Source organism: Paenibacillus sp. BK033 (genome assembly GCF_004345425.1).
Classification (GTDB): domain Bacteria; phylum Bacillota; class Bacilli; order Paenibacillales; family Paenibacillaceae; genus Pristimantibacillus.
This window is the reverse complement of sequence record NZ_SLVP01000009.1, coordinates 1-17,494: the sequence shown is the minus strand read 5'-3', so window position 1 is coordinate 17,494 and position 17,494 is coordinate 1. Positions and strand designations below refer to the sequence as shown.

Annotated in this window: 12 protein-coding genes, 11 tRNA genes and 1 rRNA gene; 1 reads left to right on the top strand and 23 read right to left on the bottom strand. The window is 51.0% G+C overall.

Features of this window, described 5'->3' with window-relative positions:
• Window positions 1–23: 23 nt before the first annotated feature.
• The gene (locus EV294_RS24110; RefSeq protein ID WP_132311519.1) at window positions 24–734 is read left to right on the top strand and encodes an SDR family NAD(P)-dependent oxidoreductase; all 711 of its coding nucleotides are present in this window, start codon (window positions 24–26) and stop codon (window positions 732–734) included.
• Window positions 735–829: 95 nt separating this feature from the next.
• On the opposite strand, the gene glmS is transcribed toward EV294_RS24110, so the two are convergent.
• From glmS to EV294_RS23995, 23 genes are all read right to left on the bottom strand, one after another.
• Window positions 830–2,662: a glutamine--fructose-6-phosphate transaminase (isomerizing) gene (gene glmS, locus EV294_RS24105; protein ID WP_132311517.1), complete on the bottom strand. Its 1,833-nt coding sequence runs from the start codon at window positions 2,660–2,662 to the stop codon at window positions 830–832.
• 792 nt (window positions 2,663–3,454) lie between these two features.
• The gene (glmM, locus tag EV294_RS24100) at window positions 3,455–4,795 is read right to left on the bottom strand and encodes a phosphoglucosamine mutase (protein ID WP_132311515.1); all 1,341 of its coding nucleotides are present in this window, start codon (window positions 4,793–4,795) and stop codon (window positions 3,455–3,457) included.
• A gap of 127 nt (window positions 4,796–4,922) precedes the next feature.
• A complete protein-coding gene (locus tag EV294_RS24095; protein WP_132311513.1) occupies window positions 4,923–6,383 on the bottom strand; it encodes a CdaR family protein in 1,461 nt (486 codons plus the stop codon).
• Entirely contained in the window at window positions 6,376–7,230 is an 855-nt protein-coding gene (gene cdaA / locus EV294_RS24090) for a diadenylate cyclase CdaA (RefSeq protein WP_132311511.1), read from the bottom strand. Before cdaA ends, EV294_RS24095 begins: the two co-directional genes overlap by 8 nt.
• Before the next feature lie 208 nt (window positions 7,231–7,438).
• On the bottom strand, window positions 7,439–8,071 hold the full coding sequence (locus EV294_RS24085; protein WP_132311509.1) for a zf-HC2 domain-containing protein: 633 nt from the start codon (window positions 8,069–8,071) through the stop codon (window positions 7,439–7,441).
• Window positions 8,072–8,245: 174 nt separating this feature from the next.
• Complete coding sequence (sigW, locus tag EV294_RS24080) at window positions 8,246–8,812, bottom strand: RNA polymerase sigma factor SigW (protein ID WP_015847179.1); 567 nt, start codon at window positions 8,810–8,812, stop codon at window positions 8,246–8,248.
• Between the two features lie 156 nt (window positions 8,813–8,968).
• Entirely contained in the window at window positions 8,969–9,883 is a 915-nt protein-coding gene (locus tag EV294_RS24075) for an EamA family transporter (RefSeq protein ID WP_132311507.1), read from the bottom strand.
• Between the two features lie 138 nt (window positions 9,884–10,021).
• A complete protein-coding gene (locus EV294_RS24070) occupies window positions 10,022–11,152 on the bottom strand; it encodes a S1C family serine protease (RefSeq protein ID WP_132311505.1) in 1,131 nt (376 codons plus the stop codon).
• 195 nt (window positions 11,153–11,347) lie between these two features.
• On the bottom strand, window positions 11,348–14,158 hold the full coding sequence (gene ppc, locus EV294_RS24065; protein WP_132311503.1) for a phosphoenolpyruvate carboxylase: 2,811 nt from the start codon (window positions 14,156–14,158) through the stop codon (window positions 11,348–11,350).
• Window positions 14,159–14,344: 186 nt separating this feature from the next.
• Window positions 14,345–14,418, bottom strand: a tRNA-Gly gene (locus EV294_RS24060).
• An 8-nt stretch (window positions 14,419–14,426) separates the two neighbouring features.
• Window positions 14,427–14,503, bottom strand: a tRNA-Pro gene (locus EV294_RS24055).
• A 28-nt stretch (window positions 14,504–14,531) separates the two neighbouring features.
• Window positions 14,532–14,608, bottom strand: a tRNA-Arg gene (locus EV294_RS24050).
• A 6-nt stretch (window positions 14,609–14,614) separates the two neighbouring features.
• Window positions 14,615–14,689: transfer RNA gene (locus EV294_RS24045), tRNA-Gly, on the bottom strand.
• 158 nt (window positions 14,690–14,847) lie between these two features.
• The gene (locus tag EV294_RS24040) at window positions 14,848–15,699 is read right to left on the bottom strand and encodes an ABC transporter ATP-binding protein (protein ID WP_132311501.1); all 852 of its coding nucleotides are present in this window, start codon (window positions 15,697–15,699) and stop codon (window positions 14,848–14,850) included.
• 192 nt (window positions 15,700–15,891) lie between these two features.
• Window positions 15,892–16,626, bottom strand: a complete 735-nt coding sequence (gene nfsA, locus EV294_RS24035; RefSeq protein ID WP_132311499.1) for an oxygen-insensitive NADPH nitroreductase — start codon at window positions 16,624–16,626, stop codon at window positions 15,892–15,894.
• Between the two features lie 93 nt (window positions 16,627–16,719).
• A tRNA-Leu gene (locus EV294_RS24030) sits at window positions 16,720–16,802 on the bottom strand.
• A 24-nt stretch (window positions 16,803–16,826) separates the two neighbouring features.
• Window positions 16,827–16,899, bottom strand: a tRNA-Lys gene (locus tag EV294_RS24025).
• A 9-nt stretch (window positions 16,900–16,908) separates the two neighbouring features.
• Window positions 16,909–16,983 (bottom strand) — tRNA-Gln (locus EV294_RS24020).
• Between the two features lie 9 nt (window positions 16,984–16,992).
• Window positions 16,993–17,068: transfer RNA gene (locus tag EV294_RS24015), tRNA-Val, on the bottom strand.
• Between the two features lie 31 nt (window positions 17,069–17,099).
• Window positions 17,100–17,174: transfer RNA gene (locus EV294_RS24010), tRNA-Glu, on the bottom strand.
• Between the two features lie 13 nt (window positions 17,175–17,187).
• A tRNA-Thr gene (locus EV294_RS24005) sits at window positions 17,188–17,263 on the bottom strand.
• Window positions 17,264–17,267: 4 nt separating this feature from the next.
• Window positions 17,268–17,343: transfer RNA gene (locus EV294_RS24000), tRNA-Asn, on the bottom strand.
• A gap of 57 nt (window positions 17,344–17,400) precedes the next feature.
• Window positions 17,401–17,494: ribosomal RNA gene (locus EV294_RS23995) — 23S ribosomal RNA — on the bottom strand; the annotation flags it as partial.

Here is a 17,494-nt window from a genome sequence, read left to right as displayed (position 1 = left end):
CAAGGAATGAAAGAGGGATTCTAATGAAAAAGACCGCATTGGTAACAGGAGCGAATAAAGGAATCGGATTTGAAATCGCCAAACAGCTGGGCGAAAAAGGCTGGCAGGTAGTTCTCGGAGCCCGCGATGCGCATAGGGGCCAAGCCGCCGTATCCGAGCTGTCCGCTCAAGGGTTGGACGTGGAGTGGATTCAAATCGACATGACTGATTTGACGAGTATTGAAACAGCTTCGCAACTAATCAAGACGAAATATCCGGCGTTAAAGCTGCTGATTAACAACGCCGGCATGCCGGGTGCATTCTCCAGTTCCTTTACGGATACCAAAGAAGAAGATCTGCGCAACGCTTTCGAAGTAAATTTCTTCGGTACCTATCGTTTAAACCAGCGTTTGTTCCCGTTAATCAAGGATAACGAAGGCACGATCGTCAATGTATCAACCGACATGGCGTCCCTTAACCATATGCAAAACGCCGAATTCACGTTAAACGCCTTCGATTACAATTCGTCCAAAACGGCCAACAATGCCATGACCCTATCAATGGCCTATGAATCAAGAAACAGCGGTGCTCAAGTATTCGCCGTAACGCCGGGTTTCACGACGACCGATCTGAACGGCAATGCGGAAGGCGGTAAATCGAAGGCGGAAGGCGCAGCCATCATCGTAGGATACGCAACGGACGGTAAGCGGCACAACGGCGAATTTCTGAATGAGCATGGCGTTATCGCGTGGTAATCCGATTCGTTATGCCAGCCTGCCCGTGAAAATCGCAAAACAAAAGCCAGCAGCCCTTGGGCTGCTGGCTTATTTCCTAACAACTTTTAAAAACCTTATTCCACCGTAACCGACTTCGCTAGGTTACGGGGTTTATCAACATCGTGGCCAAGAGCCAGCGATGCGTAGTAAGAGATCAGCTGCAGCGGCACAACCGACAGGGCTGGTGCCAGAAGCGGCAAGGTTTTAGGAATCGCGAACAATTCGTCTACCGATTTGCCTACCTCCGCTTCGCTGCCCGCGTTTGCAAGGCCAAAGACATGAGCGCCGCGTGCTTTTACTTCCTTGATGTTGCTCAGCGTCTTCTCATACAGCTCTTCTTGCGTGACAAGCGCGATGACCGGAATACCGTCCTCGATCAGAGCCAGCGTACCGTGCTTCAGCTCGCCCGCCGCATACGCTTCGGAGTGAATGTACGAGATTTCCTTCAGCTTCAGCGAGCCTTCTTGCGCGACTGCATAGTCGACGCCGCGGCCGATGAAAAACAGGCTCTTATGATGCGAGATCGACTCTGCTACTTGCTTCAGAACCGGAGCGTTTTCGAGAATGCTCTCCACTTGCTCTGGAAGCTCGTTCATAGCCGCGATGATGCCGGCAACGGTTGCTTCGTCTTTTGTACCAAGGATAGTCGCCAAGTGCAGACCAAACAGGTAGAAGGCAATCAGCTGCGAAGTGTAAGCCTTTGTCGAGGCAACCGCGATTTCCGGACCTGCCCAAGTAACGAGCACATCGTCCGCTTCGCGGGCTACCGAGCTGCCTACAACGTTAGTGATGGCGAGAACGCGGGCACCGTTGCGTTGCGCTTCGCGAAGCGCAGCCAGCGTATCCGCTGTTTCGCCCGATTGGCTAACGACGATAACGAGCGTGTCAGGCGTAATAATCGGCGACCGATAACGGTATTCGGAAGCTACATCGGTCTCAACCGGGATGCGTGCGAGCGATTCGATAACCGTTTTGCCAACCATGCCTGCATGATAAGCCGTACCGCAAGCAACGATATGCACTTTGCGGATCGACTTCACGTAATCGGCCGTCATCGTCAGCTCTTTCAGGTTTACGGACTTGCCATCTTCCGCAATGCGGCCCAGCATGGTGTCACGGTAAGCCTTCGGCTGCTCGTAAATTTCTTTCAGCATAAAATGATCAAATCCGGCTTTCTCCGCTGTCACAAGATCCCAATCGACATGGTATATTTCCTTGGAAATAAATTCGCCCTCTGTCGTCATGAGTTCGACACTATCGCGTGTCAATACAGCCATTTCGCCGTCGTTCAAGATGTATACATTTCGAGTATGCTCCAAAATTGCCGGAATATCCGACCCGATAAAGTTCTCGCCTTCGCCGATGCCGATAACAAGCGGGCTAGCGAAACGAACCGCAACCAGACGTTCTGGCTCGTATTCCGTCAGTACGCCAAGCGCAAATGCGCCGCGCATGCGTTTTACGGCGCGTTGTACCGCTTCGACAATATTGCCGTCGTATTCGTCGGCAACTAAGTGCGAGATAACCTCCGTGTCCGTCTCCGACACAAAACGATGTCCTTTCGCCATCAGCTCATCTTTCAGATCCAGGTAGTTTTCGACAATGCCGTTATGCACGACCGAGAACTTCGCCGAGTTATCCGTGTGAGGATGCGAATTAACGTCCGATGGCTTGCCATGAGTAGCCCAACGCGTATGACCGATACCAACCGACCCGGCAAGCGGCTCATCACGCAGTTTATCCTCCAGCACAGCCAGACGGCCTTTGGATTTCTTGATCTCCAGTCCGTTCGTCGTGAATACCGCAATACCGGCGGAGTCGTAACCCCGGTATTCCAGCTTCTTGAGTCCTTCAATCAAAATATCCTGGGAATCACGTTTACCAATATATCCTACAATACCACACATATATAAAGACCTCCGATAATCGATAGTAGTCTCCCCACTATGACCATGGCTGCCAGCCTATATGCGGCACAGGCGTTATTTTCCCTACTGCCCGTGCCAACCTCTAAGGCGGCACCATAGACATACGGGAGCATGTTTTAAAAAACCTCGAAATGAGAAAACCTCTATCGCGGCCTCTCAAAGATGAGCGACCGCGTCTAGCGGTAGGTTTTATCGCCACATCGAATTTCAGTTTTCGACTGACAATGAAAAACTATAAATTCTATTGTGGTAAATAAAAGATCAATACATGCAAGCCTGCCGAACGTTTGTGAGACCGGTCACCCAATCTTTTTGCGTATCGGCTTTCGGTTGGCTTTGCGATAACCGGAAGGTCCCCGCCGAATAATTCGAACACCTTCACCTCGTCAGCTTCCTCGTGTGACCCTTCCCATCCAAATAAACGGATTGAAAGGCATCATCCCCCTTGAAGCTCTGGCGCTTATAAAACGTCATTTGAACCTCTATCCTCGCTTTCCTGCTTGAATCATACTTCCTATCATATTCACTTTCGACTTGTTTCGCAACCTGAACTTTAGACGCAGGACGAACAACGCCCTTATTTTCCCCTAACAATATACGCCTTCTCGTCCGAATTGCCCAAGCCTAGTCATACATTTGCCCCAACTCTCGAGGAAAACGAATCTCCTTACATCACCTATATATTCATTGGCCAGGCCGCGCATGTAAAAGTCTCCACGGAATCGTGGAGACTTTCGCATGTGTATGCAAAGGCTTTAAGCCCGCTAACGTTTAGCCTAATTGCTCTTTCACGACATTTACGATTCGTGCCACATACTCCTCGATCTGGTCCTTATCCGGGCCTTCGGCCATAACGCGGATCAGAGACTCCGTACCGGATGGACGGACGAGCACGCGGCCGTTATCGCCAAGCTCCTTCTCAACCTGCTCCGTGGCGCTAACGATTGCCTCATTCCCCGCATACAGGCTTTTGTCCGCAACTCGAACGTTCACCAGCACCTGCGGATATTTGCTCATCAGCGTTTTTAGCTCGCTTAGCTTCCGGCCGGATGCCACGAGAGTATCGACCAGCTGCAAAGCCGTCAGAATGCCGTCGCCGGTTGTGTTGTAATCCAGGAAAATCACGTGACCGGACTGTTCGCCGCCCAGGTTAAAGCCGCCGCGGCGCATTTCTTCCATCACGTAACGGTCGCCGACGGCCGTTTGCGCCGTATTCAGATCAAGGCGCTGCGTCGCTTTGAAGAAGCCGATGTTCGCCATTACCGTTGTAACGATCGTATCGTTTTTCAGCTTGCCGGCCCGTTTCATCGCATCGCCGCAGATGCAGAGGATATAATCGCCGTCTACTTCCTCGCCTTTGTCGTCAATCGCGATCAGGCGGTCGGCATCGCCGTCAAACGACAGACCGAGGTCCGCGCCGTGAGCCAGAACCTGCTCGCGCAAATATTCCGGATGCGTCGAACCAACGCCCGCATTGATATTGCGGCCGTCCGGCTCCGCGCCTACGGTAATAATCTCCGCGCCAAGCTCGCGGAATACTTTTGGCGCCAGCTCGTAAGCGGAACCGTGCGCACAGTCGAGGACGATTTTAAGGCCGCCGAAATCGCCCTTAATCGTTGTTTTTAAATAATCGAGGTAACGGAACTTCGCTTGATCGTCGTTCAATACCGCACCGATATCGCCGCCGATTGGACGAGGCAGCTCATCCGCCTCGGCATCAATCAGACGCTCGATTTCAAGCTCCGTCTCGTCGGACAGCTTGAAGCCGTCGCCGCCAAAAAACTTAATGCCGTTATCCTGAACCGGGTTATGCGAGGCCGAGATCATAACGCCCGCATCCGCTTTAAGCTCGCGCGTAATGTAAGCAACTGCCGGTGTCGATACAACGCCAAGCCGAATAACGCTTGCGCCAATCGACAGAAGCCCTGCAATAAGGGCAGCCTCCAGCATCGGTCCAGAGATCCGCGTATCCAGACCGATAACCACCTTAGGCTTATCCGCCTGTCCGGTTAATACGTAACCGCCGCAGCGGCCGATTTTATAAGCAAGCTCCGGAGTCAGCTCCTGATTGGCTACTCCGCGCACTCCGTCCGTACCAAAATATTTCCCCATCGTTTCTCATGCCCCTTTTGTCGTTAAATCTGCTGCTGCAAATGGCCTATTCCATATCCTACTCCATCTGAGGCCGCTTTTGAACTACTATTAATTACCGCTTTTTTCGCTAGCATGCCTGCATTCCTTAATGGCTGGCATCGGGGTCAGCCCCGGTGTCCGTGCTCGAAGAAGGATCAGGACTGGAGCCTGCATCCGTATCCGAGCCGTTTCCGGAGCCATTCCCGGTACCGTTTCCTGCTCCCGTATCCGTATCCGGCGGCGGCGATGGCGTATCCTCCGGTTGTCCGCCAGCCGGGACATCCCCGTTGCCATTATTGCTTCCGCCGTCCGAGTTGTTCCCGCTAGGGGCGTTTTTATCCGCAATATCAAGCGTAACCGTAAATTTTTGGGACTCATTGGCCAGTTCGATAAACCGCGGCAGCTTCACAAGCAGCGGAAACATGGCCTGACCCACTTTGGCCCCGCTCAGATCCGCTATAACCCGCACATCATTGGCTTGAATAGCCGCAAGCATATTAGGCGCGCCTCGAACCGTGATCGAGACATGACCGTCGGGAGGATCCTTAAAAGCTGTCTTCAGCCCGCCGGGCAAGTCGTTCAAGATGACGCTGCGGTCCAGCGTCAGCGTCTGGGAAGGCACAACCGTAACCTCCACATTAATCTCGGACGGCTCGACCATCTTCACGTCGCCAACGGCCGTTACCTTCGCTTTGACCGTACCGGATTCCTTGATCTTCGATAAATCCACCGTCACGCCGCCGGTATATGTATCCATGGAATCAAGCAGCTTCTGATCCCCGTATACGGCGACTTTATCAATATCCGCCTTTACCGAGCTCACGCTAAGACCATCCGGCAAACTCCCCGTGTAGCTGATCTGCAGCGGCATTGTCTTAAGCGGAGGAGTTACCGGCACTTCGACCTCTACCGTCGAAGGACGTATGATGGCATGCTCCATCGCTTCGCCTTCCGTATCGTAGACAACAACCTGCGCTTTTTTATTCACAACGTTTTTCTCCGAGCCTTCGATATCAACGGTTGTACGCACCGCCCCGACGAGAGCCATCTCGTCCCTCGGCAGCGTAACGTTCACGATCGTTCCCGATTTCACCGTTGGCGTGCCGGCAATATAACCGTTCGCGGGCGTTCCTTCCGTTGCGACCCCAAGCTCGAACGTTTTCGTCTCGATCTCTACAATATCCACTGTAGCGGAACGCGGCGACATTTCAATCAGACTAATGCCCTTGGGCAAATCATAGGTCAGCGGCACCACATGCTCGCCTGGCGTCACGTGACTCAAATCCAGATGCACCGCATAATCCTCGTCTTTCATCGTCAACAAATTCGCTTTGCGTCCTTCTACGACCAGCCGGACTACGGTAGGTTCTACATTTACAAGTGCATATTTCGTTTCATCCAGTCCGGTCGGAATAACCGAGGCGGCCTCGATGACTTTGGTATCCATAGTGGACGTCACCGTGGCCGGGGTCGATTCCGGATCAAAATGAACCATAGCCCATAAAAGAAGCGCAATCGCAACCGAAAGAATCTTGAGTATCGTCGGATGACTTAACCACTTATCCATCGCTGCCTCCTTTCCGCTTCCAGAACGAGGAGAATGAGAACGAGGAAACGGTTGCCCGCTCCTTGCCGCTCGTCTGTTTCGGCGTCAGCTCTTCGAACAGCTTGGAAATAAGCGATTCTTCCTTAATATCGCGGACAATCATTCCGTTAATCGCAAGGGAGACTTGCCCCGTCTCTTCCGAGACGATAACCGCGACGGCGTCACTCACCTCGCTTACCCCGATAGCCGCGCGATGTCGCGTCCCCAGCTCTTTGCTGATAAACGGATTTTCCGAAAGCGGCAAATAACAGCCTGCGGCCATAATCTGATTGCCCCGGATAATAACCGCCCCGTCGTGCAGCGGTGTATTCGGCGTAAAAATATTTATGAGCAGCTCCGACGTAATCCGCGATTCCATCTGGATCCCGGATTCAATCAACTCGCTGACTCCCGTATTTCGTTCAAAAACAATCAATGCCCCGATACTCCGCTGAGACATATGCTGAACAGCCTTCATAATGCTCTCGACCTGTTCGGCTATAATATCCCGCTCCAGCGTAGACGTACGGGCAAACAGCTTCCCGCGTCCCAATTGCTCAAGCGCGCGCCGAAGCTCCGGCTGGAAAATGATAAATACAGCCAGAACGCCAAACGTAAACATCTGGTTCATCAGCCATTTCAGCGTATAAAGATTAAACCAGGTACTTATCGCCCAGGTGCCAACCAGGACCAGAATCCCTTTCAAAAGCTGGACTGCTCTTGTGCCTCTCACCAGCAAAATCAATTTATAGATAATATAACTGACAATGCCGATATCAATGATGTCCTTTATCCAGCCATTCCAAGTCAAATCATTGAAGTAATTCATAGATCAACCCCCAAACTGCCGACGACAACTCATCATTTAAGTAAGTATAAGATTTCTCTATCTTTCCGCCTATATTTTACCCGCGAAACGTAATCTGCTCCATCATACGTTTTTTTGGACTCAACTTTATTCTTTTCTAGAATCGCACTTCGAAACCCTTTTTTTCATAAAAAAAATAACCGCCTCTCTGCAAGAGAGGCAGTTCGTCCTAAGAAGCCAATCCGCTGAACGTTTCCGTCACTTTGTACCAGAACCAATCCAGCGCCTGGTCGATGGTCCGGCTTTGTCCTGCGATGTACCCCGTTGATGCCAGATTGAGGCTGCCGTCGATGACCGTTACGTTGCCATCTACCTCGCCTTTCACATCAGCCGTTCCATTCTCGACAACCAGATTCCCTTTCACATGGGCACCTTCCGGAACCGTGACCGTGTTTCCGTTAATGACAACCTGCTGCAGATCTTCTCCGGATACAATCAGCTTGGAGTCCTGTTCCCATATCGAAGTGAAGCTGCCGAGCATGACAAGCACGAACAACGCGGCGGCCGTAAGACCCGGATACTTGTAGATGAACCGGAGCACGCCGCGACGCTCTTTTGTTTTTGCCGGTTTTGGCAGCTGCGCCATAATACGGTCGGTCAAAGCTGATTTATCGTAATCGGGAATGGAAACGGTATGCTCAAGGGTACCCAGCATCATCGCTTCCGTTTTCTCCAGCTGTTCAAAGCGGGCCAGGCAAGCGGGACATGCGTGCAAATGATTTTTTAGTTCTTGCGCGTCTTCACGCGGCAGATCGCCGTCCAAATAATCATGCATCCATACAACCGCGACGTTGCAATTCATAGCAGCCAGTCCTTTCTTTCGTTTGCTTGCGCATAAGCTCTTCACATTTATAGAGTACGTATAGCTCGCATTAGATGTTTCACTTTTTTTAAGCTATAAAATGGTATAAGTATTTCCTGTCCGGAAGCATTCTCCGGATTCCGCCAAGGACGGCGACAGCCGTTTCTCCTTGGCCTATAGCTTGTGCTCCAGTTTTTTCCGCAAAAACTCCCTGCCCCGGTGGACGCGCGTCTTGATTGTCGTAACCGGCATATCCAGAACGTCGCCAATCTCCTGCAGAGACATCTCCTGGATATAGCGGAGCATCATAATCGTCTTGTACTTCGGAGGAAGCGATTCGATCGACTCGTGTATAATGCGCTGGGTTTCCGACAGCAGAAGCTCGGATTCGGGCGTACGGTCATCGCTTGGGATCATGGAGTAGCCATCCAAACCTTCGTGATCCGTAGATTCCGCATCCAGCGAATAAGAAGGCTTTCGCTTCCTCAGCCGGTCGATGCAAAGATTCGTGGCAATCCGGTAGATCCACGTGGAGAATTTGAGCGACTCGTCGTACCGCTCCAGATTTTTATAGACGCGCAGAAAGGTTTCCTGAACGACGTCTTCCGCCTCCTGGCGGTTATATAACATTCGGTAGGCCATATGGAAAAGCTTGTCCTGATACAGGCCCACAAGCTCAGCAAATGCCCGCTGGTCGCCTTTCAACGCTAACCTGGCGAGACGGGCTTCCAATACATTCACTATTCATCCTCCTACAAAGAATTAACACAAGCTGTTTCGTGTTAATTCTTACTTCGTAAGCATGGTCCAAACACGCGGCTCGTGTTAATTCTTACTTCGTAAGCATGGTCCAAACACGCGGCTCGTGTTAATTCTTACTTCGCAAGCATGGTCCGGTCAAGCGGCTTGCCGCCTTAGGCGCGCACCGTATTCGGCCACAACAATACCGCCTAGAATAAGCAATATGCCACCGGTACCGGTCAACGTTATCGGCTCCCCTAGTATCAGCCATGCACTTATTACGGCAAAAGGCAGCTCCGTTGCTCCCAGCATGGAAGCAAGCCCGCTTCCCACCCGGGGAATACCCGCGTTAAAGAAGACCGTTGGCATGACCTGCCCGAGCAGCCCAAGCGCGAAACCCCAGCCCATAAGCTTCCATTGCAGGCCGGCACTGCCCTGGAATGTCGCAGAGCCGTACATAATCAGAATAACAATAAATCCGAATGACATCATAAGAGCCGACTTAAATACAGGATCGTAACCCGGGGCCACTCTGCCCGCCAGAAATAGAAAAAGACTGTACGAAAACGCCGAGGCCAGTCCATATCCAACACCAGCCCAGTCCATGTCCCTAAGATTATTCTGGAGCAAACCGGCCGCCAGCACCGTTCCTGCCATAGCCATAACAATGGCTGCCCATTGCCATTTCGTCGGCCATTTCCGGTTCCGTAAACTTTCTAGCAAAATCGTAATCCACATGAACTGAAAAAGCAAGACAATTGAAAAAGAAGCATCCAGTCTCTCCAGGGTTTGATTATATAATACGGTTGTCATACTTAGGCCGAAAATACCGGTAAACGCTAATGCCGCCCAATGTCTCAAACCGAACTCCAGCTTATTCCATGAGTTTGGCCGCAAAAGGACAAGGATCCACAGCAGCGCCGCGCCTATTCCGGCCTGATGTACCGTAATTTGCTGAAAGGTATAGGCATGTTCGTAAGCAAGCTTAAGCACCGGCGACATGATTCCGTAGCATGCTGCCGCGGTAACGACCATAACAACGCCCGTCCAATAGCCAGATGAAATTTTCATCGAACAAAAGTCCTCCATTCGCATCTGATCTATTATATCGGTTCTCCCCCTTCAAAAGCAAAAGCAAAAGCAAAAAACAAAACGAAGAGGCGCATAAGCGCCCCTCCGTTTCCCAAACCTTATAAGTGAATAATGGCATTATGCGCTGCGGCCAAGCAATTGCTTCAATGTTTCTTGAATCGTGCTGGTTGGAATCGCAAATCCGATGCCTTGCGCTTCGGCATTGACGGCTGTATTTATACCTATAACTTCACCTTTTGCGTTCAGCAGCGGTCCGCCGGAGTTGCCCGGGTTGATCGAAGCGTCCGTTTGCAGCAGATGCTCGTATTGATGCTCGGTGCCGTCTTCCTCGCTGATCGTAATTGGACGTTCCTTCGCGCTTAGCACCCCAACGGTCATCGTGTGGTCAAAGCCGTACGGGTTGCCGATTGCAATAACCCAATCCCCGATAGCGGTTTGATCGGAATCGCCAATCGCGAGAGTCGGGAATGCCTTGGAGCCCGTGATTTTCAATACGGCTAAGTCCTGATCCGCGTTCTCGCCTACGACCTCAGCCACAAACGGCTCATCATAACCTTCTACCTGCACCTTCACTTGCGCGGCTCCCTCGACTACATGATCATTGGTCAGGATATAACCGGAGGATTCGAAAAAGAATCCTGTGCCCGTTCCCGCCAGCTGCAGATTAGAGCTATCGGTGGAATCGGTCGAATTAGATTGACCGCTGCCGCTTTGGGACTGCGGCATTTGGCTAAATCCCTGCCAGCCGCCTCTGCCTCCGAAGCCTCTGCCCGTGCTTTGAACCGGCTCCGTGTAATTCTCGATTTTCACTACCGCAGGCGATGCAGCTTTATATACGTCAGCGATAGAAGCGTCTACGCTTACCGATGCCGTAGTTACGCCCGCCGACTGCTGCGGCGTATTGCTCGCGAGTGTAGTTGCCGCAGTAGGCGGCTGATTACCGGTGAACAAGTTTGTTTTATCCGATGCGTACATAAATCCGCTGATAACTACCGCGCCAACAAGGAAAGCCGCAACCATGGCCTTGGCCTGCGATTTCCTCCCCTTCTTCTTTCCGCCGCTGCCGTATCCTCCGTCCGATCCGTCCATCCCCGTCAGCTGCAGCTGATTCTCGTAAGCTTCGCGAAGATTTGCCGTCGAGCGGCTCGTTCTGTAAGTATAGGTATATGGCTTATGTTCAGCAGTGGATTCGGTGTTAGTTGTATCGTTTCCGTTTACTTGGTTATTTTCGAATTCGTTATGGTTCATCTTAATCGCTCCTTTGTCATGACAATCGCTTTTGCAATTGATGTCGCTTGCTTGATTACTATCATGAGGGTTGTACCTTAAATCAAACTTAAGCGGATTATAAAGGAGGATAAATAATAGGCGAATTCGTTTTTTAAAACAAAAACCGGGCGATCCGGCTTGTATTAAGCCGAATGCCCGGTTATAAGTCTGCTGTTAGCCCGTGTTTCTCAGACCCGCAGCAATTCCGTTAATGGTAAGAAGCACTTCGCGGAGCAGCTCAGGATCATCCTCTTCCTTCGCGCGCAACGCTCGCAGCTCGCTCAGAAGCTGAACTTGCATGTAGCTGAGCGGATCCACGTATGGATTCCGCAGACGAATCGATTCCTGGATAACAGGCACGTTGTCCAGAATCTCGTCTTGACCGGTAATGCTCAGTATCATTTCCGAAGTCAGCTTATATTCGTTCTCGATCTGCGTGAAGATACGGTCGCGAATCGTGCTGTCGGCGATCATATCCGCATATTCCTTCGCGATCGTTAAATCTGCTTTTGCCAGTGCCATTTGCAGATTGTCGATGAGCGAACGGAAGAACGGAAACTTCTCGTACATCGTCTTCAACGTTTCAAGACGCTGCGCATCCTCGCCGGTATACTGCTTCAGGGCAGTACCTGCCGCATACCATGCCGGCAGCAAGTAACGGCTCTGCGTCCATGCAAATACCCAAGGAATCGCGCGAAGATCCTCGAAGCGGTCGCTATTTTTCCGTTTCGAAGGACGGGAACCGATGTTCAGCTCGCCAACCTCAGGAAGCGGAGTCGACTCTTTGAAGTAAGTCAGGAAGTCCGGATCGCGGAAGATCAGATCTTGGTATTTGTTCAAAGCCGTTTCCGAGATCGAACGGGAAATCTCTTCCCATTCCTTCAGCACGGCGTCGTCTTGTGCCTGCGGATATTTCGCAAGACGGGCAGCCGTAATAAGCGCCCATGTTGCCTGCTCCAGGCTTCGGTAAGCAATGCCCTGCATCGAATAACGCGAGGACAATACTTCGCCTTGCTCGGTAATCTTAATACCGCCGCCAACCGTATGTGGCGGTTGAGCCAGGATACTGCGGTTAAGCGGCATTCCGCCACGGCCAAGCGCACCGCCGCGGCCATGGAAGAATTTCAGCTTCACGCCGTATTCTCCCGCAGTTGCCGTAATATCGTTAAGCGCTACGCGCAGTTCCCAGTTCGCGGTTACCGCGCCGCCGTCTTTGTTACTATCGGAGTAACCCAGCATGATTTCATGCAGATCGCCTCTTGCCGCTACGGCTTGACGATAGATCGGCAGCTCGAAGAGCAGCTTCATGATGCCAGGTGCGGCGTGAAGGTCGTCAATGGTCTCGAAGAGCGGCACGGATTGCAGCGTGCAGCGAACGCTGCCGTCTGCTTCCTTGCAGAACAAGCCAACCTCTTTCGCGAATACCATAACCTCCAGCATGTCGCTGGCGCCTTGTGTCATACTGATCAGATAAGTCGAAATACATTCCGGTCCGAACTCTTGCTGCGCTCTGTATACCGTGTGGTATACGTCAAGGCACTCGCGAGTCGAAGGCGAGTAATCCAGATGGGAAGAAGTAAGAGGACGCGGATCCTCCAGCAATTTGCCGAGCAATTCAATCTTTTCATCTTCCGACAAGGAACCGTAGTTCTGAGCGATATTCATTTTCGCCAAAATTTCGGCCATTGCATTCTCATGCTCTTGGCTGTGCTGACGGATATCGAGGGTAAGCATATGGAAGCCAAACAGCTCCACTTGGCGTACAAGCTTGCCAATGTGCGTATCCGCTACATAATCGGCAAAATGCCCGCGCAAGCTGCGGTCGATAATGTACAGATCCTCAAGCAGCTCGTTTGCGTTGTTGTAACGCATTGCAGAGCCTTTGAGCGACTCGTCGCGCGTATTCGCCAGCTTCTCCAGCATAAAGCCCAGCTTAATGCGGTAAGGTTCTTTCGCATTGCGCCACAGATCGATGCATTTGAGTTCCACGTGCTCGCGGTCTTTCTTAATCGAGTTAATCAGCTCTTCGGATACTTCAACCAGGTTCGTGCTGAAGCTCAGAATGCTGACAAGCTCATGCAGCTTCTCTTCGTATTTCTTAATAGCCAGCTGGCGGTTAAGCGTCAGCGTCTCCCATGTGACCTTAGCGGTTACGGACGGGTTGCCGTCACGGTCTCCGCCGATCCATGAGCCGAAGCGCAGATAGCTTGGTACATGCCAGGACTCTCCCGGATAATATTTCGTAAGATTGCGTTCCAGTTCTTCGTATACGTTCGGAAGCACCTCAAACAGGGTTTCGTCGAAGTAATACAACCCGTTGCGCACTTCATCGATAACAGTTGGCTTACGGTCGCGGAGCTCGTCGGTCTGCCATAGAATGAGTACTTCGTTCAGCAGCTTGTCCCGAAGGATCTCGCGTTCGCGGTAAGTCAGCGTCGGATTATCAAGCTCCATTACGTCTTCGGCAATCCGCTTATGAATATCAAGCACGGCACGACGCGTCGCTTCCGTCGGATGCGCAGTCATCACGAGCTCGAGTGAAATATTGCTCAGGATTTCTTGAACACCTTCAACATCGATGTTGCGCTCTTTCAGATCGGAAATCGCGCTCTCAATGGAACCTCGTTGTACACTTTCCCCTGCTGAACGCTCGTAATCGCGTTTACGGCGAATACGGTGGTTCTGCTCTGCAATGTTGACCAATTGGAAATAGATCGCGAATGCACGGATCACCTGATGGCGAATTTCGGGACTTAATGATGCAATTGTCGTCTTAAACTGTTCAAAAAGCTCAGGTACAAATTCAGCGCGTAACGCTTTACTTGTTTCACGAATTTGCTCGACGATATCCAGCAGTTCGCGGCCGCCTTGATGGACGAGCACTTCCCCAAGTATGTTGCCTAGGAAACGGACGTCTCTGCGCAGTAAATTGTTAGCCTGCGGCCGATGTTGTGCCGATAAAGTCGATGTTACTTGGTCCGACATACTGATCCTCCTGTACTTTAACGCATTTTCAACTTCTAATCATCATACTACAAAATGACGCTCGGTTGAAGCCCGAAGCACCCACTTTCTTTTCATAACGCGCGAAAGGCAGCCCCAGCGGGGGCTGCCAATATAAGGAGATAAAATATAAAAACTCCTTCCGAAGAAGGAGATTGTTTGAAAATCTGGAGCGGGTGATGGGAATCGAACCCACGCTATTAGCTTGGAAGGCTAAAGTTCTACCATTGAACTACACCCGCGTATTAAATGGTCGGGATGACACGATTTGAACATGCGACCCCCTGGTCCCAAACCAGGTGCTCTACCAAGCTGAGCTACATCCCGACAAATATAAGTAAGTATTAGTAAAGATTGGCGCGGCCTAAGAGATTCGAACTCCTGACCTTTTGATTCGTAGTCAAACGCTCTATCCAGCTGAGCTAAGGCCGCACATTATGGAGCGGAAGACGGGAATCGAACCCGCGACCCTCGCCTTGGCAAGGCGATGCTCTACCGCTGAGCCACTTCCGCATGTTACTTTCGCTGTCGTTCGCGTTTACTTATCATCGCGGCGACAAGTAATAATATATCACCTTCAAAAACAAAATGCAACTGTTTTATAAAAGTTTTTTTAAGAAAAGTTATAAAAAGAAAAAGCCGCGCCATTCCCGCACGGCCTTTCATTATAATTATGCCCCTGCAGCAGTCAAAATCCGTTCAGGCCTCGAGTCAGCCAGCGCTTTGTCAGCAGCCGGTTCGCCGGCTAATGCGTGTGGCAGGCAAAGCGGTACACCTGTGCGAGGATCAGGAACGATATCGGCTTCGATATTAAATACTTCACGCAAAATATCCGGTGTCATGACTTCAGCCGGAGTGCCTTCACCTACGACCGTGCCCTTCTTGATGGCAACCATATGATGCGCGTAACGGGAGGCATGGTTCAAATCATGGACAACCATGACAACGGTGCGGTTGTTCATCTCATTAAGCTTCTGCAGCAAGTGGAGCACTTCAAGCTGATGGGCCATATCCAGGAAGGTCGTTGGTTCGTCGAGGAACAAAATGTCCGTCTCTTGCGCAAGTGCCATTGCAATCCATGCGCGTTGGCGCTGACCGCCGGACAATTGGTCAACCGGGCGATCGGTGAATTCTCCCATGCCTGTCGCCTCAATAGCCCATTGGATAATACCGCGGTCTTCCTTCGTTAAAGACCCGAAGCCCTTTTGGTAAGGAAAGCGACCGTACGACACGAGCTCGGCAACGGTCAGGCCGTCCGGAGCTGTCGGATTCTGCGGCAAAATCGCAAGCTGCTTCGCCACTTCTTTTGTAGACTGCTTGTGAATCGATCTTCCGTCCAAAAGAACGCTGCCTGCAGATGGGTGCATTAAACGCGCCATCGTCTTCAGAATGGTCGATTTACCCGATCCGTTGGAACCGACAAGGGCTGTAATTTTACCTTGAGGGATAGCAATATTTAAATTTTGAACGATGAGTCGATCATCATAAGCAATGTCGAGATTCGAAGTCGCAAGACGAATCATTTGACCTGCACGCTCCTTCCGATGCCGCAAGGCGGATCGTTTTTATTTATGCGCCTGCAGCGCGTCGTGATAACAATTATCAATTAACTATGTATAATGATAATCGTTCTCAGATACGTTGTCAATGACAGAAATGTGATACTTGACCAAATGACTTTGGATTAATGGACTTCATATTTAAGGGAATGAACGTTACTCCAGCTTAAATCCTTGTTTCTCTAAAAACGAACGCATATGAATGCGTACAGGACCCGCCTTGCCTGCCATCGACTGCGACCATGTCGCGCTGGCCTTCCCGTTCGATCTAGCCGTCATATAAGCGCTTAGCGTCTCATCGTAAGCATCAATAGCAGAGTCTATGGCGTCCTGCTTGTATGTATTCTCAAAATAGACTGCTTGGCGAGGCAGACGAGGCCGTTCGAGCGGAGACTGATCCGGTACGCCAATGCACATGCCAAACACCGGATACACATGCTGCGGCAGCTTCAGAAGTTCAGACACCTTATCAGGCTGATTCCGGATCCCTCCGATATAAACGATACCAAGCCCAAGAGATTCGGCTGCTACAGCAGCGTTCTGTGCGGCTAATGCCGTATCCACCGTACCGATAATAAAGTTCTCCGTTGTACTAGGAATCACTTCCCCGTAATGCCGTTTCGCTGCTTGCTCCCAGCGGTACAAATCCGCGCACCAGACGAGGAATACGGGGCTTTCCTCTATATAAGCCTGATTTCCCGCCAGCTTAGCCAGCTCGCTGCGCAGTACCTTATCCGTAATACCAATAATGGAATAGGCTTGCATATTGCTTGAAGTTGATGCTTGCTGAGCCGCGGATAATATGGCATCAAGCTGCTCTTGCGTAATCGGATCCTTCGTAAATTTGCGTATAGAGCGGTGTTGCAACAACTTAGCTATAGTTTCGTTCATTATCGATATCTCCTTTGCCTTAAAAATTAATATGGTTACAATGTAGCACAAAAAAACCTTCAGGACATCTTCTGAAGGTTTGGGTGTTAAGTATGGTGCGCGTAGAGGGACTTGAACCCCCACGGTCGCCCGCCAGATCCTAAGTCTGGTGCGTCTGCCAATTCCGCCATACGCGCATGGGTGAAGCTTATTAAGAAAAGTGAGCCATGAAGGACTCGAACCTTCGACACCCTGATTAAAAGTCAGGTGCTCTACCAACTGAGCTAATGGCTCGTATTAAAATGGCTGGGGATCAAGGATTCGAACCTTGGAGTGACGGAGTCAAAGTCCGTTGCCTTACCGCTTGGCTAATCCCCAATGTTGTAATGGTGGAGGCTGAGGGGATCGAACCCCCGACCCTCTGCTTGTAAGGCAGATGCTCTCCCAGCTGAGCTAAGCCTCCACAGGCAATATATCCACCGTATAAGTATATATGGTGACCCGTAGGGGATTCGAACCCCTGTTACCTCCGTGAAAGGGAGGTGTCTTAACCCCTTGACCAACGGGCCTTAAAAATACTTCTGGAGCTCTCAACCGGGATCGAACCGGTGACCTCATCCTTACCATGGATGCACTCTACCTACTGAGCTATGAGAGCATATTGGCTCCCCGAACAGGACTCGAACCTGTGACAACTCGATTAACAGTCGAGTGCTCTACCAACTGAGCTATCAGGGAATATGTTCAAAGCTTGTGCCTTGAAAACTGGATGCGAAATAATGAATTCTTAAGCAGTAGGATAAGCCCTCGACCGATTAGTATTCGTCAGCTCCACACATTGCTGTGCTTCCACCCCGAACCTATCAACCTCGTCGTCTTCAAGGGGTCT

Excerpts from the sequence above, each read along its gene's own strand:
- EV294_RS24110 (WP_132311519.1), top strand. The coding sequence starts at position 24 with ATGAAAAAGACCGCATTGGTAACAGGAGCGAATAAAGGAATCGGATTT.
- glmS (WP_132311517.1), bottom strand. The coding sequence starts at position 2,662 with ATGTGTGGTATTGTAGGATATATTGGTAAACGTGATTCCCAGGATATT.
- glmM (WP_132311515.1), bottom strand. The coding sequence starts at position 4,795 with ATGGGGAAATATTTTGGTACGGACGGAGTGCGCGGAGTAGCCAATCAG.
- EV294_RS24095 (WP_132311513.1), bottom strand. The coding sequence starts at position 6,383 with ATGGATAAGTGGTTAAGTCATCCGACGATACTCAAGATTCTTTCGGTT.
- cdaA (WP_132311511.1), bottom strand. The coding sequence starts at position 7,230 with ATGAATTACTTCAATGATTTGACTTGGAATGGCTGGATAAAGGACATC.
- EV294_RS24085 (WP_132311509.1), bottom strand. The coding sequence starts at position 8,071 with ATGAATTGCAACGTCGCGGTTGTATGGATGCATGATTATTTGGACGGC.
- EV294_RS24075 (WP_132311507.1), bottom strand. The coding sequence starts at position 9,883 with ATGAAAATTTCATCTGGCTATTGGACGGGCGTTGTTATGGTCGTTACC.
- EV294_RS24070 (WP_132311505.1), bottom strand. The coding sequence starts at position 11,152 with ATGAACCATAACGAATTCGAAAATAACCAAGTAAACGGAAACGATACA.
- ppc (WP_132311503.1), bottom strand. The coding sequence starts at position 14,158 with ATGTCGGACCAAGTAACATCGACTTTATCGGCACAACATCGGCCGCAG.
- EV294_RS24040 (WP_132311501.1), bottom strand. The coding sequence starts at position 15,699 with ATGATTCGTCTTGCGACTTCGAATCTCGACATTGCTTATGATGATCGA.
- nfsA (WP_132311499.1), bottom strand. The coding sequence starts at position 16,626 with ATGAACGAAACTATAGCTAAGTTGTTGCAACACCGCTCTATACGCAAA.